We start from the raw sequence: 15,355 nt of genomic DNA, 5'->3' as shown, positions 1-15,355 counted from the left end.
CTACAGACTCGCGTTGAGCGCCGAGGTGAGGTGCTTCGAGAAGTCCTTCGCGGATTCCTCCGGCGTCTTCCGGCCCGTCGCGATGTCCGCGAACATCGACTGGAAGGACGCGTCACCCTCGATGGTCGCCCACCCGGGCGTCGCCGGGGTCGGGCGGCTCGTGCCGGCTGCGGCGAAGTACGGCTTGTGGAGCTCGTCCACGTCTGCCGCCACCGAGTCGAGCAGCTGCGTGGAGTTCGGCTCCCACCCGTCGACGCCGAAGACCTGGTCCTGCTGGAACTTCTTCGAGGTCAGGATCTTCATGTAGTACAGCGCGAGGTCCTGGTTCGCCGACTTCGACGGGATGCCGAGGTCCGAGCCGCCGAGGAACACCGGCTGCGTCTTGCCCTCGGTGGCCGACGGCATCGCGAAGGTGCCGATCTGGTCCTTGAGCTCCGGCTTCGCCGTGGTGATCGAGCCGATCTCCCACGCCGAACCGAGGATCGCGGAGGTGTTGCCCTGCGCGAAGACGTCGGACTCGGCCGGCTTGTCGGTGTTGATGTCCTGCGTGGACTTCGCCGAGTAGGCGTTCTGGAAGTCCTTCCAGGCGGTCAGTCCCTTGACGGCGTCGGCGGAGTCGATCGCCCCGGTCCACTTGCCGCCCTTCTCGGTGGCGATCTGTCCGCCGGCGTCCCACACCCACTGCAGGCCGCCGTACCAGTACTGCCCCGGCATGTAGAACGCCGAGAAGTCCGCAGCGGGGTTCTTCGCCTTGACCTTGTCGAGGTCGGCGGTGAGCTCCTCGTACGACTTCGGCGTCCCGGTCACCCCGGCGTCCGCCCAGGTCTTCTTGTTGTAGATGACCGCACGGTTGCCCGCGAAGAGCGGTGCGCCGTAGAGCTTGCCGTCGACGGTCGCGGGCCCTTCGAGCCCGGAGAGCCAGGTCTGCCCGTCGGCCAGTTCCTTCTTGTACGGGCTGAGGTCCATCAGCCCACCCGTCGCGGCGTACACCGGCACCTGGGTGTTGCCGAGGTCGACGATGTCCGGCGCGTCCTTCTGAGCGAGGGCGGTGGTCAGCTTCGTGGTGATGCCGTCCCACTGCTGCAGCTGGAGCTTCACCTTGGCGCCGGTGGCCTTCGTGAACTGCTTCTCGGCGACGTCGAGGATCTTCGGGCTGAGGTCGCCGTTCATGATCCAGACGTTGAGGGTCTTGCCCTTGCCATCGGGTGTGCCGATGGACTTCGTTCCGCTGTCGGAAGCTCCGTTGCTTCCGGCAGAGCACCCGGCGAGGGCGAGCGCGGCCGCCAGGCCGAGCGCACCGAGTGCGGCGAATCGCGTGCGTGTCACGTTGACTCCCTTGGTCCGACCTTTATGAAAGGACGTTGCGTAATGGCAATGAAAGACCCTCGGGGCAGGGTTGTCAACCTCCGATTTCCTGCCTGTGGAGACCGATGATCCGCATGTTTCCGGGGGATGACGGATATCGAACGAATCCTGCCGATTGCTTGACGAACTGGTCATGACCAGGCACCATTCCACCCCCTGGCGCTCGCCTCGCGCGGGGGCTAGCATCCGACGGGTGACCACCGCAGCGCACAAGGCGTCGACGAAACCGACCACGACGACCCCGTCCCGCGCCGGCATCGTCGCCCGCATCGACCGTCGGCTCCTGGTGAACTTCCGGGTCGACCCGACCGCACTCCATCGCGTCTTGCCGGACGGCCTCCGCCCGCAGCTCGTCGACGGATCGGCGGTCGCCGGCGTCTGCCTGCTGCGCATGGCCGGCCTCCGACCACGCTGGGTTCCTCGCGGGATCGCGTGGGGTGCCGAGAACGCCGCGCACCGCATCGCCGTCGAGTGGGACGGACCGACCGGAGTTCGTCGTGGCGTGTACATCTCGAAGCGCTACAGCGCGTCGTGGGTGCCGGTCGCACTCGGCGGACGGGTGATGCCCGGCGTGCACCAGCACGCCCGCTTCGACGTCGACGAGGACGGGGAGCGGTTCCGTGTCGGCTTCGACGCCACCGACGCCGAGGTCGACGTCGACGTCGAGCGCGTCCCGGCGCATCGCTGGACGAGCAGCGTCTTCCGCGACGTGGACGAGGCATCCGACTTCTTCCGCGCTGGGAGCACCGGCTGGTCCCCCGACCACCGCGGCGCACTCGAGGGCCTCGAGCTCCGCACGGACGCATGGCGGGTCTCCCCGGCCCGGGCGCACCGCGTGCACTCGTCGTTCATCGACGCACTCCCCCGCGACAGCGCCGAGTTCTCGGACGTGCTGCTCATGCGGAACGTGCCCGTGACGTGGGGCACGGAGCGCTGGCCCGGAGCCTGATCCCGGAGGGTCGGCTGACGGATCCGGACGCGACCAGCCTGGAGGCCCGGTGCCGGTCCGTCGGACCGGCACCGGGCCTCCAGGCCGTCGCGTCCACTGCCCTAGACAGCCGCCAGCGCCGACGTCGGCGGGATGCGCGCGGCGCGCGCCGCCGGGTAGAGCCCGGAGATCCCGCCGATGAGGACCGTCGCGCCGAGCCCCCCGGCGACGGCCCACAGCGGCACGGCGACCGGCCAGCCCTGCCAGAGGGCGAAGGCGACCGTCACCCCGACGCCGATCACCACACCGGCGACGCCGCCGACGAAGGACAGCAGCAGCGACTCCACGAGGAACTGGTCACGGATGTTCCGCCGCCTGGCGCCCAGCGCACGGCGGACCCCCACCTCGGCCCGTCGTTCGAGCACGGTGATCACCATCGTGTTCGCGACACCGATGCCGCCGACGAGGAGTGCCACCCCGCCGATGCCGACCAGGAGTCCGGTGAACGAGTCGTCGGTGGCGTTCTTCGCCGCGAGGGCGTCGGACGGCCGCGTGACGCCGACGTCCTGCGGGGCACCGGGGCGGATCGCTCCGGCCAGCACGTCTCGTGCCTGTTCCACGCGATCGGGGACCACTCGCGTGTACACGGCGGTCGGGGCCCCGTCGAACCCCAACTGCTGCGCGAGCCCCCGCGGGACGAACACCTGCTGGTCGAGGTCCTCCGCGAGCTGGACGGGCTGCAACACCCCCACGACCTGCACCCACTGCCCGCCGATCCAGACGCGGGTGCCCGGCCCGACGACGTCGATCCCGAGCGACTTCGCCGCGCCCGCGCCGAGCACGGCCTGCGGCGGCGCGTCCGCACGGTCGTCGATCCAGTGTCCGGAAGCGAACTCCCCGCCGAGCACCCCTGGCACGTCACCCCACGCGGCGAGCAAACCGATGCCCTTCGTCTCGGGCTCCGGGATGTAGGCGTTCCGGTAGACGTGTCCGTCCGCCACCGTCCCCACCGCAGCGGCCTCCTCGACGTCGTCCTGACGGAGCACCGACTCCAGGGCCGTGCCGGGCAGCGGCGGGGTCTCGCCGAACCCCTGGGCCTTCGTGGCGGTGAGCACGTTGGTGCCGAGCGCGTCGAGCACCTGGTCGAGCTTCGCCTTGCTCGACGAGGAGATCCCGACGACGGCGATCATCGCCGCGATGCCGATCGCGATCCCGAGCGCCGAGAGCACCACGCGGCCCGGACGGGTGCGGAGCCCGAAGACACCGAGGCGGAGCAGGTCGCCCGGGCCGAGGCGCGAGCGGACCGCGCTCACCGGACACCACCGATCGCCTCGGCGAGGTCGGCTGCCGATGCGCCCGGCGCTCCGGCGGAGTCGTGCTCCACCAGCCCGTCCCGCATCCGCACCTGCCTGGGCAGTGACGCCGCGAGGTCGAGGTCGTGCGTGATCACCAGGACCGTCGTGCCTGCTGCGTTCAGCTCGCGCAGGAGCGCCAGGATCGCGGCGCCCGAGCTCGAATCGAGGGCTCCGGTGGGTTCGTCGGCGAGCAGGATCGTCGGCTCGCCGACAATCGCACGCGCGATGGCCACGCGCTGCTTCTCACCGCCGGACAGCTGGTTCGGCCGGTGGTCCGCCCGGTGCCCGAGCCCGACCCGTTCGAGGGCGTCGACGGCACGCCGTCGCCGCTCGCGTCGACCGCAGCCGGCGTAGAGGAGCCCGTCGGCGACGTTCTCCGCCGCCGTCGCCCCGGCCTGCAGGTGGAAGTGCTGGAACACGAACCCGATGTGGTCGGCGCGGAGCATCGAGAGCGCGTCGTCCGACATCGACGCGACGTCGTTGCCGGCGATCGTCACCGTCCCCGACGTCGGCCGGTCGAGCGTGCCGACGATGTTGAGCATCGTCGACTTGCCCGACCCTGACGGCCCGACGACCGCGACGAACTCCCCGTCGGCCACCTCGAGGGACACCCCGCGGAGCGCGCCGACGTCCCCGTAGGTCTTGCTGACGTCGCGGAGCGCGAGGACCGCGGTCATCCCGGCACCACGACCTCGTCACCTGCACTGACGGCACCGGTGACGGCGACTCGCCCGTCGGCCGTGAACCCGGGTTCGACCGGCACCCGCTTCGTGGTCCCGTCGCGCTGCACGACGTCGACGGCGTACGTACCGCCGTCGAGCGCGACGAGCGCGGCGACCGGCACCGACAGCACGTCCTGTTCGGTCGTGCCCTTCGCGTCGAGCTGCGCCGATGCTGCCGCGGGGAGCTGCCGGTTGCCGGGATCGAACGACACGGAGACGTCCACCGTGTTCCCGCCGTCCTCCGACGCGCTCGGCTGGACGTCGACGACCTCGCCGGTCATCGGGTCTCCTGCACCGTTCACGCGCACGTCGACCTTCGTGCCGACGGCGAGGCGTTCGGCGTCCCGTTGCGAGATCGTCGCCTTGACGATGCGCTTGGTGCTCGTGACCGAGATCACGTCCCCGCCGGTCGGCTGCCCGAGCTTCCCGTCGACCGCGCTCACACGGACGTCCCCGTCCACGAATGCGATGTCGTCCACGGTCAGACTGCCGGTGACCTCCAGCCCGCGGTCCTTCTGCCACTGCCGCACCGCCCGCTGTGTGCGCGGTCCGAACGTGTCGTCCTGTGCGACGTCGTAGCCGAGGGCCGCGAGGTTCTCGTTGAGCTGCCGGACGTCGGTGCCCCGCAGCCCGCGCTCGAGCGAACGCCAGAGCGGCACGGTGCCGTACATGGAGCGGACGCCGCGCTCGTCGACCGCGTAGAGGAACTCGTCTCGGTGGATGACCTGCCCGGGCTTCGGCAACCAGGTCAGCGTGCCCCGTGCCGCACCCGGGACGCCCGTCGAGGTCCCGTAGCCCAGTGTCCCCGCGAACACCCTCGAATCGGTCAGGTCACCCTTCGTGACCGGGGACGTGGCCCGCTTCGACGTCTTCGTCTGCTCGGCGGAGGCGGTCGGCGTCGTCCGCGGGTCGACGAGCGCCCAGGCCCCCGTCCCGACTCCGAGAACGGCGACGAGGCAGACGCCCGCGATCACCATGCGCCTCCTGGTGGGAGCGGCGCTGGTCACTTCGTGACCTTCTCGACCGGCCCGAAGGCCTTCTCGTCGCAGGTCTTCGCCACGTCGTCGAACGTGGCCTGATCGCCGGGCGTGTAGGACATCCAGCCTGCTTCGTCGTCCGGGTAGTCGGCGAAGCCGTTCTCGCGGATGCACTTCGCGGCCTGCTGCATCTTCTTCTCCATGCCCGCCATCGGTTTGGCCGCCTGGACACCGTCACCCGCGCCCGACGCGGCGCCCGAGCACTCGGTGAGGTCGGCGGACCACTGTTCCTGGTCGACGCCCTTCGGGACCGAGATCGTCTCGGACTTCCCGGACGGGTCGGCCATGTCGTAGCCCTTGCCGCGCATGCACTCTGCGATGGTCGCCCCCTTCTGGCCGGCGCCGGATGCGCTCTCGCGGACCGTCGGGGCGTTGCTCGCGCAGGACACCAGCAGCCCGGGGAGGAGCAGGAGCCCGGCGACGAGCGCGATGGTCGTGGTCTTCTTCGTGGTGTTGGTCATGAGACCAGCACACCGGAATCGGTGTTTCGGCCCCGGTACACCCGTGGTTACTCCGGCGAAACGTCGACCTGCACGCGCAGCCCGCCCTCGTCACGACCCGTGACCGAGAGCCGCCAGCCCTGCGCCTGGGCGATCGACGCGACGATCGAGAGCCCGAGCCCGCTGTGCCGTCGGCCGGAGCCGGTCACCCCCTGGCACCGCCGGAACGGCTCGACGAGCAGCGGCACCACGGCGTCCGGCACGGTCGGCCCGGAGTTCTCGACGACGATCCCGTCCGACGAGGTGGTCACGCGGACGAACCCGTCTCGCGCGTTGTACTCGACCGCGTTGCCGACCAGGTTGACGAGGAGCTGCCGGACCAGCATCGGCTCGCCGGTCACGACCCGGCCCGGAGGCTCGGTGCGGTCCTCGTGGACCACACGCACGCCCGCCTCGGAGGCGGCTCCGGCAGCTCCCGCGACGACCTCGCCCACGACGGCCCCCAGGTCGACGTCCGTCGTGGCGCCCGCGAGGCCGCGGTCGGCCTCCGCGAGGACGAGGAGCGACTCGACGAGGTGCTCCGTCCGGCGGTTCTGCTCGAGCAGCTCGTCACGGGTCGCCCGGACGTCCTCGGCGTCGGCGCCGTCGTGCAGCCCGATCTGCATCGCCGCCCGTTGGACCGCAAGGGGTGTGCGGAGCTCGTGCGAGGCCTGCGCGACGAACCGCCGCTGGCTCTCGAATGCCGATTGCAGCCGGTCCAGCAGGTCGTCGACCGTTCCGGACAGCCGCCGGAGTTCGTCGTCGGGGCCCTCGAGCGCGATCCGCTCGTGCAGGTTCGACGCCGTGATCCGGTTGGCGGTCGCGGTGATCCGGTCGATCGGACGGAGCATGCGGCGACTGAGCAGCCACCCGATCCCACCCGCGACGGCGCCAGCGCCCGCGATCCCGATCGCCGACCACTGCCACTGCTGCGCCGCGACGACGCGCACGATCGCCACCGACTGCAGCTTCGACATGTCGAGGTCGCCCGGGTCGGTGGTGCCGGTCGGCATCGGCTTCGGCGCGGCGGTCGCGTCCGTCGGCCGGAAGCCGGTCGCGTCACGCACCGTGGTCGCGTACGCCTCGCTCACGCCCGCCTGCGACATCAGGTTGGAGAACACGACGACCCCGGCGGCGAGCGCCATCGCCGCGAGCGCGAAGACCACGGCGGTGCGGACCCGGATGCTCCACGTGCGCCTGCCCGTCACAACGCGTAGCCCTGACCGGGGATCGTCCGGATCGGATCGGGCTCGCCGAGCTTCTTGCGGAGCTTCGACATCGTCACCCGAACGGCCGCGGTGAACGGGTCGATGTTCATGTCCCAGACCTTCTCGAGCAGTTCCTCGGCGGAGACGACGCGGCCGTCGGCGCGGAGCAGGGTCTCGAGGACGCCGAGCTCCTTGGACGTCAGGTCGAGCGGCCGTCCCGCACGCGTGGCGATCCGCCGGTTGGTATCGACGAGCAGTCCGTCCCGTTCGAGGACCGGTGCCACGGGTGCGACGCTCCGGCGCCCGAGTGCCCGGACGCGGGCGACCAGCTCGGGGTACTCGAACGGCTTCGTCAGGTAGTCGTCCGCGCCGAGTTCGAGGCCGTTCACCCGGTCGGTCAGGGCCGTCGCCGCGGTGAGCATGAGGATGCGGGTCAGACTCCCCCGACCGGCGAGCCGGCGGGCGACCTCGTCACCGTGGAGTCCCGGCACGTCGCGGTCGAGCACGACGACGTCGTAGTCGTTCACCGCCAGGAGCTCGTCGGCGTGGTCGCCGCGGTACGCGACGTCGACGGCCATGTCCTGCCGGGTCAGGCCCTTCGCGACCAGGTCGGCCAGGGCGATTTCATCGTCCACCACGAGTACACGCATACATGTATTGCATACGATGTTGCTCTGCGTGGACTGGGACGGCACGTCCCGAGTCTTCGCCGTGCGGTGTTTCGCGGCTGTTGCGTCAGGCCTCGAACGGGACCTCGCCGTGCACACTCACCCCGGCACGCTGCCGGTAGGCCAGGTGCCCACCCAGGTACCCGCCGACACCCACCACCGCCAGTCCGGCGAACCCGAGGAGCTTCCCCGCGCCGTGGTTGCCGCGCTTCCGCTGCAGCCACGAGAACCCGTAGAGCGAGATGCCGACCCAGTTCACGGCCTGGTGCACCCACCCCGTGCGGAGCTGCTCCCGGTCGAGTTCCGACCAGTCGACGTACCCGGCGACGCTGGCGCTGCCCGACGACACGAGTCCGACGCCGACGAGGGTCTTCGCGGCCTTCGCGTTGCCCTTCCCGCCGAGCAGGTCGAGCACCGCCGCGGAAATCCACGCCCCGAGCGGGACCTGCACCATGAGCGGGTGGATCGGGTGCCCGAACGGCACGCCGTGCAGTAGTCGACGGAGCGACCCGGGCTTCGCGAGGACCTCGACCACCTTCCGGTCGATGTCGACGGCCGTGTCGAGCACGCTCGCGTGCTCGATGGACTCGGTGAGGCGACGGAGCGCGCGGATCTCGGGCATGGGGGTGAACGTAGGCCGGAAGGCCCGTCACCGGTCCCAGGAACCGATGACGGGCCTCCCGTCAGTCGCGTGCCGAGCCGCGACTACTCCTCGACGATCTCCGCCAGTTCGAACGGCTCCACCGTCAGGGCGTCGCCGCTCTCGGCGACGTCCACGCGGACGGTGTCGCCGTCGCGCACGTCCCCCGCGAGGATCGCCCGCGCGAGCTGGTCGTCGATCTGCCGCTGCATGAGGCGACGCAGCGGCCGCGCGCCGTACACGGGGTCGTACCCGCGCTCGGCGAGCCATCCACGGGCCTGGGGGGTGACGGCGAGCTCGAGCCGCCGACCGGACAGACGCTTCGCGAGCCGGTCGACGTACAGCGAGACGATCTGCCCGAGGTCCTCCGCGGTGAGCGCCTGGAACACCACGATGTCATCGAGCCGGTTGATGAACTCGGGACGGAAGGCCTGCTGCACGAGCTCGCGGACGGCCTCTTGGCGCTGGTCCTCGGTCAGGGACATGTCGGTCGTGAACTGCGAGCCGAGGTTCGATGTCAGCACCATGATCGTGTTCCGGAAGTCGACCGTGCGGCCCTGCCCGTCGGTCAGACGGCCGTCGTCGAGCACCTGGAGCAGCACGTCGAACACCTCGGGGTGGGCCTTCTCGACCTCGTCGAGCAGGATCACCGAGTAGGGGCGACGACGGACGGCTTCGGTGAGCTGCCCGCCGGCCTCGTAGCCGACGTACCCGGGCGGGGCGCCGATGAGCCTGGCGACGGAGTGCTTCTCGCCGTACTCGCTCATGTCGATGCGGACGAGGGCCTTCTCGTCGTCGAAGAGGAACTCCGCGAGGGCCTTCGCGAGCTCGGTCTTGCCCACGCCGGTCGGGCCGAGGAACAGGAACGACCCGGTCGGGCGGTCGGGGTCCGAGATGCCGGCACGGGTGCGTCGGACGGCCTCGGACACGGCGGCCACGGCGGTGCGCTGCCCGATGATCCGGCGGCCGAGTTCGGTCTCCAGGTGCAGGAGCTTCTCGGTCTCGCCCTGCAGCAGCCGGCCGACGGGGATGCCGGTCCACTGCGCGATGACCGCGGCGATGTCCTCGTCGGTGACGCTGTCGTTCACCATGCGGTCCGCCGACTCGGCCTGTTCGGCCGCGGCGAGCTCGGCTTCGATCCGGGGCTTCTCCGCGTACTCCAGCCGCGACACGGTGGCGTAGTCCGCTTCCCGCTGCGCGCGCTGGCTGCGCATGTTGAGGTCGTCGAGCTGCTGCTTGAGCTCGCCGATGCGGTTGAGGCTCGCCCGTTCCGCCTGCCAGCGCTGTTCGAGCGCCGCCAGACGTTCCTCTCGGGAGCGCAGCTCGGTGCGCAGGGTCTCGAGCCGGGCCTTCGAGGCGTCGTCCTTCTCCTGCTTGAGCGCGAACTCCTCGACGCGCAGCCGGTCGACGTTCCGCTTCAGCTCGTCGATCTCGACCGGGCTGGAGTCGATCTCCATGCGGAGCCGCGACGCTGCCTCGTCGATGAGGTCGATCGCCTTGTCGGGCAGCTGTCGGCCGGAGATGTAGCGGTTCGACAGGCTCGCCGCAGCCACGAGCGCGGAGTCGTTGATGGTGACCTTGTGGTGCGCCTCGTAGCGCTCCTTGAGCCCGCGGAGGATCGCCACCGCGTCCTCGACGCTGGGCTCCCCGACGTAGACCTGCTGGAAGCGCCGTTCGAGTGCCGCGTCCTTCTCGATGTACTCGCGGTACTCGTCGAGGGTCGTCGCGCCGATCAGCCGGAGCTCACCGCGGGCGAGCATCGGCTTGAGCATGTTCGACGCTGCGACGGAGCCCTCGCCGCCGCCGGCGCCCATGAGCGTGTGGAGCTCGTCGATGAAGGTGATGACCTGCCCGTCGGAGTCGTTGATCTCCTTGAGCACGGCCTTGAGCCGCTCCTCGAACTCGCCGCGGTACTTCGCGCCGGCGATGAGGGCGGAGATGTCGAGCGACACGAGTCGCTTGTCCTTGAGCGAGTCGGCGACGTCACCCGCGACGATGCGCTGGGCGAGTCCTTCGACGACGGCGGTCTTGCCGACGCCCGGCTCACCGATGAGCACGGGGTTGTTCTTGGTGCGGCGGGTCAGCACCTGGCTGACACGGCGGATCTCGGCGTCTCGGCCGATCACCGGGTCGAGCTTGCCGCTGCGAGCGACGGCCGTCAGGTCGACGCCGTACTGCTCGAGGGCGGTCTTCTGACGCTCTTGTGAGTCAGGCGCGCCCTGGAGGTTCGCCATGGGTTCCGTCCTTTCCTTGTGATGGTCCGGTACTTGAGTCTACTCGACTCAACTTAGGTTCGCGAGTGGGTGTTCCGGATGCCGACGGCACTGACGACCGAACCGGCGACGAGCAGCAGCGCCATCACGATCACCGCGCGGTGGAACCCGCCGACGCTCATCTCACCGCCGAGCACGACGCCGGCGAGCGCCACCATCACCAGGCTCGCGATGCGGGCGATCGCATTGTTCACCGCTGAGCCGACACCGGCCTCGGTCTGCGGCACGGAGCCGAGCACGGCGCTGGTCAACGGCGTCACCATCAGGGAGATCCCGACACCGACGAGGACGAGCCCCGGGAACACCGCGTACCAGTACGCGCCGGGATCGCTGCCGACCAGGACCATGAGGAGCGACCCGACCGCGGCGACCGCTGGTCCCGTAGCCATGAACCAGCGTGGACCGTACCGACCGGCGAACGATCCGACCGTCGTCGAGAGCAGCAGGAGGAGCACCGTGGGCGGCAGCGTCGCGAGGCCGGCGAGCCACGCCGGGAGCCCCCACACCTCTTGCAGGAAGAGCGTGACGACGAAGCCGACCATCCCGAGGGCTCCGTAGATCGAGAGCGTCGCGATGTTGCCCACCGCGAAGTTCCGGGCGCGGAACAACTCCAGGGGGACGAGCGGTGCCCCGGTCACCCGGGTGACGCGGAGCTCCCACGGCACGAACCCGACGAGCGCCAGCCCGCCGATGACGAGCGCGGCCACCACGGTCGGCGCACCCCACCCGAGCCGCCCCTGCTCGATGAGCCCGAGCACCACCCCGCCGACCCCGACCACCGCGAGCACGGCGCCGACCACGTCCACGCGAGGGCGGTGCCCGGCGACGACGTCACCCGAGATCCGGCGGACGAGCGGGATCGTCACGGCGATGGGGACCGCCGTGAGGACGAAGATCCACCGCCAGCCGATGCCGTCGACGATGAGCCCGCCGATCACCGGGCCGACTATGACCGCGGCGCTCGACCACGCCGTCCACGACCCGATCGCCTTCGCCTGGGCCGCTCCCCGGTAGGCCGCGACGATGAGCGCGAGCGAGCTCGGGGTGACGAGCGCGCCACCGACGCCCTGCAACGCCCGCGCCACGATGAGCACGGCACCGGTCGGCGCCACCGCGCACAGCACCGAAGCGACCCCGAACACGACGAGGCCCCACGTGATGATCCGGACGCGGCCGAACAGGTCGGAGAGCGAGCCCGCGACGAGGATCAGCGACCCGAGCGTGACCAGGTACGCGTCGACGGTCCACTGCTGCACGACGAGCCCACCGCCGAGTTCCTGCCGGATGGCCGGCAACGCGACGTTCACGACGCTGGAGTCGAGCCCGACCACGAAGGACGCCAGGATCGCGACGACCAGCACCACGCGGCGGTCGTCGCGGAGCGGTGCGGTGTGCACCGGGGTGGCGGGATCGGTCATGCGCTCATCATGCGCCCTCGGAGCGCCCCGGGAACGACGGAGCCCCGCACCTGTGGACAGGTGCGGGGCTCGGTCGTTCCCGGGGCTGGGATGTCTAGTTGGTGCGTGAGTCCGAGTTGGGCTGGACGGACGGCGCCGGGTTGACGACCGGGGCGGCCGTCGAAGCCTGGTCGGCGGGGACGCTCTGGACGGTGGTTCCGTCCGTGCCCTTGGCCTTCTTGTCGTCGGTGTCCATCTCCTTCTTGAAGATGTTGATGGACTGGCCGAGGCCCTTGGCGAGCGCCGGCAGCTTCGTCGCGCCGAACAGCAGCACCACGATGCCGAGGATGATCAGCAGGTGTACACCGGTGAGGTTTCCGAGCATCATGACTCCTTGATTCTGGAAGTGGTCGCCGTCAGCTCGTCGTCATCGACGGGCCCGGCGGAAGCCGTGGTCCGTCCATCGTAACTCGCACGGGCCGGGAAGCCCAGGTCGAGCGCCTGAACGAACACCTCCCGCACAGGATCGACACCATCAGCACGCCAGGAGATCAGTCCGCCAACACGCGGTCGAGCGACCACAGAACGGCGGTCCCGGTCAGGCTCGGGATGTCCGCCTCGGTCACGCCGTGCAGGCGGTACGCGACCCGCTCACCCGGCAGCAGGGTCATGAACCCGCGGTCGACGGTGCCACCCGGCTGCACCCGGTCGGGCTGGAGGAGCAGGTCACGCACGAGCGACTCGGCCTCGACGACCAGGTCGAGCCCGTCGCCGTCCGCCGCGGGGGTGAACGCCGCGCGGTAGTGCGCCGGTTCCCACCGCATGTCCTTGTCCGGCGCTGGAGTCCACACCGCGCGACGCCAGTCCATGTCGGCCACGACGAGCTCGCCGGTCGGGTCGCCCACCACGCCGACCGCGTCGGGCAGGGTCACGACCGCGACACCGGCCGCGTCGAGGTGCACGGGCAGCGTCTCCTCGGCGAGGACACGGCCGGCGAGGTCGATGCGCCGGACGCGGACCACGCTGTCGAGACCGCGGCGGGTCGACCGGACGGCCACCTCGATCGGCGAGAAGCCGGCGGGTGCGGAACCGGCCACGTCCGCGACCGGCAGCGACGCGGTCGGGTGATCCGAGCCTCCCGTCCGGTCCGGGGCAGGAACCGTCCGGACCGACGAGACGGGCCGGATCGCCACCAGGACGTCGTCGTACAGCCGACGCAGCTCGTGCGCCAGCGGCTTCAGCCGCCCTGCCGAGTCGATCGCCGACCAGGACGACACGGGCCACAGGTCGTTCAGCTGCCAGACGATGACCCCGGTGTTGCGGGGCCAGTGCGTGCGCCAGTGCTCGACGCCGGTCGCGATGGCGCGCGCCTGCTGGAGCTGCGTCAGGTAGTGCCACCGGTCGAAGTCGGACGGCACGACGCCGAACCGGGGCGCGAGCCCGTCCGCGAGCTTCTGCATGCCGGATGCGGCCTTCTGGTGGTGCACGACACCGGGCGAGGACGGCGTCATCGGCTCATCCGAGACCGCGTCGCGCATGGTGCGCCACGCGGGCGGTGCCTGCCAGCCGAACTCCGACACGAACCGGGGGACCGAGTCGCGGTAGTGGTCGTCGGAGAGGCGGTTCCAGACGTCCCACGAGTGGTGCGTCTCGTGGTCGACGTCGTTCGCGAACAGCGACTCGGAGCCGGACCACGGCGACGCGACCGTGTAGAACCGCGACGGGTCGACCGCATCGACGATCGTCGGCAGCAGGTCGAGGTAGTAGTCGAGGCCCCAGCCGCGCTCCCCGAGCGTTGCGTCCCAGCCGTCGACGTCGTGCAGCCAGATGTTCTCGTTGTTGCCGTTCCAGAGCACGAGCGAGGGGTGCCGGGAGAGCCGGGCGACGTTGTCGCGGGCCTCGGCGATGACCTCACTGCGGAGCGGCTCGTCCTCGGGGTAGGCCGAGCAGGCGAAGGGGAAGTCCTGCCAGACGAGCAGGCCGAGCTCGTCGCAGACCTCGTAGAAGTCGTGCGACTCGTACACGCCACCGCCCCAGACGCGGACCATGTTCACGTTGAGGTCGGCCGCTGCACGCAGGCGCGATCCGTACCGCGGACGGTCGACCCGCGACACGATGACGTCGTCCGGGATCCAGTTCACACCGCGGACGTCGATGCGCGTGCCGTTGACGTACACGTCGAACGGACGACCGATGTCGTCCACCGCGGTGTCGATCCGCGTCGACCGGAACCCGGTGCGGAACCCGTGGCGGTCGAGGACCTCGCCGTCGACGGTCTGCAGCTCGACGACGACGTCGTAGAGCGGCTGCTCGCCGTACCCGCGCGGCCACCACCGCTGCACCTCGGGGACCCGGACGGTGACGACGGTCTCGTCCTGCTTCGGGGTGACCTGCGCGCGAGACCGCTGCCGGGTCTTCGCGCCGTCCTCGGTCTCGCCGGAGACCGTGACGACGAGCACGAGGTCGTCGTCCTCGCCGTCCTGGTCGAGGTCGTTCAGTCCGGACCGCTCGAACGCGATGTGTGCGTCGAGGACGCCTTCGCCCGCCTCGATGTCGACGAGCGGCCGGACGTCGCGGAGCCTCGCGGTCGACCAGCGCTCGATCGCGATCGGACGCCAGGGGCCGCTGGTCACCGCGGTGAGCCCCCAGTCCCAGCCGAAGTTCGACGCCATCTTGCGGACGTACGGGAAGGGCTCGTCGTACGGCCCGGGCATCGCGCCGGCGCGGGCCGCGACGCGGCCGGCTTCGCGGTAGGGCGACTCGAACAGGATCTCGAGGTCGCGCTCGGTCCTGGTGTTGCTGCCGTCCGTGGAGTCGCGGAGGTCGAAGCGGTAGCGGCGGTGCATGTTCCGGGTGGCACCGATCTGCACGCCGTCCAGCGTCAGCTCGGCGACGGTGTCGAGGCCGTCGCAGACCAGGTCGACGCGCTCGTGACCACGGGGGTCGACGTCGAGCGTGCGCGAGTACGTCCAGTCGGCGCGCCCGACCCACTTCGCGGCGTCCTCGTCGCGGTCGAGCGTCGGGTCGGCGAGCAGGCCCTCGCGCTCGAGGTCCGTGTGCACCTGACCGGGGACCGTGGCGGGGATGCCGGCGATGGCACCGGCCGGCGCGGTCGCCGGAGCGGTCTCGTCGACCATGGCGACGGTCCAGGCGTCGCGGAGTTCCTCGCGTTCGAGCGTCATGCGGATCCTTCTCTGGGCGGGCCGATCCGTGGCCCACCGCGGTCGGGGCCCGGCCGGCGGACCGTCCCGTGGCCGGTTCAACCGCCTGGAGGCACGGCACC

General features: G+C 70.7%; 13 protein-coding genes. 1 reads left to right on the top strand and 12 read right to left on the bottom strand.

The annotated features are described in order from the left end of the window. On the bottom strand, nucleotides 1–1,326 hold the full coding sequence (locus QK288_RS05525) for a sugar ABC transporter substrate-binding protein (protein ID WP_281266805.1): 1,326 nt from the start codon (nucleotides 1,324–1,326) through the stop codon (nucleotides 1–3). 232 nt (nucleotides 1,327–1,558) lie between these two features. Between QK288_RS05525 and QK288_RS05520 the strand changes: the two genes are divergently transcribed. Continuing rightward, entirely contained in the window at nucleotides 1,559–2,314 is a 756-nt protein-coding gene (locus QK288_RS05520; RefSeq protein ID WP_281266804.1) for a DUF2071 domain-containing protein, read from the top strand. A 101-nt stretch (nucleotides 2,315–2,415) separates the two neighbouring features. Here QK288_RS05520 and QK288_RS05515 read toward each other — a convergent pair whose 3' ends face one another. From QK288_RS05515 to QK288_RS05465, 11 genes are all read right to left on the bottom strand, one after another. After that, a complete protein-coding gene (locus QK288_RS05515; protein WP_281266803.1) occupies nucleotides 2,416–3,606 on the bottom strand; it encodes an ABC transporter permease in 1,191 nt (396 codons plus the stop codon). Beyond that, nucleotides 3,603–4,325, bottom strand: a complete 723-nt coding sequence (locus QK288_RS05510; RefSeq protein WP_281266802.1) for an ABC transporter ATP-binding protein — start codon at nucleotides 4,323–4,325, stop codon at nucleotides 3,603–3,605. Before QK288_RS05510 ends, QK288_RS05515 begins: the two co-directional genes overlap by 4 nt. Continuing rightward, on the bottom strand, nucleotides 4,322–5,377 hold the full coding sequence (locus QK288_RS05505) for a peptidoglycan-binding protein (protein WP_281266801.1): 1,056 nt from the start codon (nucleotides 5,375–5,377) through the stop codon (nucleotides 4,322–4,324). The genes QK288_RS05510 and QK288_RS05505 overlap by 4 nt, the downstream gene beginning before the upstream one ends. Further along, a complete protein-coding gene (locus QK288_RS05500; RefSeq protein WP_281266800.1) occupies nucleotides 5,374–5,868 on the bottom strand; it encodes a hypothetical protein in 495 nt (164 codons plus the stop codon). The genes QK288_RS05505 and QK288_RS05500 overlap by 4 nt, the downstream gene beginning before the upstream one ends. 47 nt (nucleotides 5,869–5,915) lie before the next feature. After that, nucleotides 5,916–7,094, bottom strand: a complete 1,179-nt coding sequence (locus tag QK288_RS05495) for a HAMP domain-containing sensor histidine kinase (protein WP_281266799.1) — start codon at nucleotides 7,092–7,094, stop codon at nucleotides 5,916–5,918. Next, nucleotides 7,091–7,744 (bottom strand): response regulator transcription factor, encoded by a 654-nt coding sequence (locus tag QK288_RS05490; RefSeq protein ID WP_281266798.1) that lies wholly within the window; start codon nucleotides 7,742–7,744, stop codon nucleotides 7,091–7,093. The genes QK288_RS05495 and QK288_RS05490 overlap by 4 nt, the downstream gene beginning before the upstream one ends. A gap of 85 nt (nucleotides 7,745–7,829) precedes the next feature. Next, nucleotides 7,830–8,384: a DUF2231 domain-containing protein gene (locus QK288_RS05485; protein ID WP_281266797.1), complete on the bottom strand. Its 555-nt coding sequence runs from the start codon at nucleotides 8,382–8,384 to the stop codon at nucleotides 7,830–7,832. Nucleotides 8,385–8,467: 83 nt separating this feature from the next. Further along, entirely contained in the window at nucleotides 8,468–10,636 is a 2,169-nt protein-coding gene (locus QK288_RS05480; RefSeq protein ID WP_281266796.1) for an AAA family ATPase, read from the bottom strand. A 53-nt stretch (nucleotides 10,637–10,689) separates the two neighbouring features. Next, nucleotides 10,690–12,093, bottom strand: a complete 1,404-nt coding sequence (locus QK288_RS05475) for an MFS transporter (RefSeq protein ID WP_281266795.1) — start codon at nucleotides 12,091–12,093, stop codon at nucleotides 10,690–10,692. A 94-nt stretch (nucleotides 12,094–12,187) separates the two neighbouring features. Beyond that, the gene (gene tatA, locus QK288_RS05470; RefSeq protein ID WP_281266794.1) at nucleotides 12,188–12,457 is read right to left on the bottom strand and encodes a twin-arginine translocase TatA/TatE family subunit; all 270 of its coding nucleotides are present in this window, start codon (nucleotides 12,455–12,457) and stop codon (nucleotides 12,188–12,190) included. A 166-nt stretch (nucleotides 12,458–12,623) separates the two neighbouring features. Next, nucleotides 12,624–15,254, bottom strand: coding sequence for a glycoside hydrolase family 2 protein (locus QK288_RS05465; RefSeq protein ID WP_281266793.1), 2,631 nt, complete (start codon nucleotides 15,252–15,254; stop codon nucleotides 12,624–12,626). Nucleotides 15,255–15,355: the final 101 nt, after the last annotated feature.

Origin of the sequence: Curtobacterium sp. 9128 (assembly GCF_900086645.1) — a bacterium.
Taxonomy (GTDB): Bacteria; Actinomycetota; Actinomycetes; order Actinomycetales; family Microbacteriaceae; genus Curtobacterium.
The sequence above is the reverse complement of the archived record's forward strand: the minus strand, read 5'-3'. Positions and strand labels throughout refer to the sequence as shown.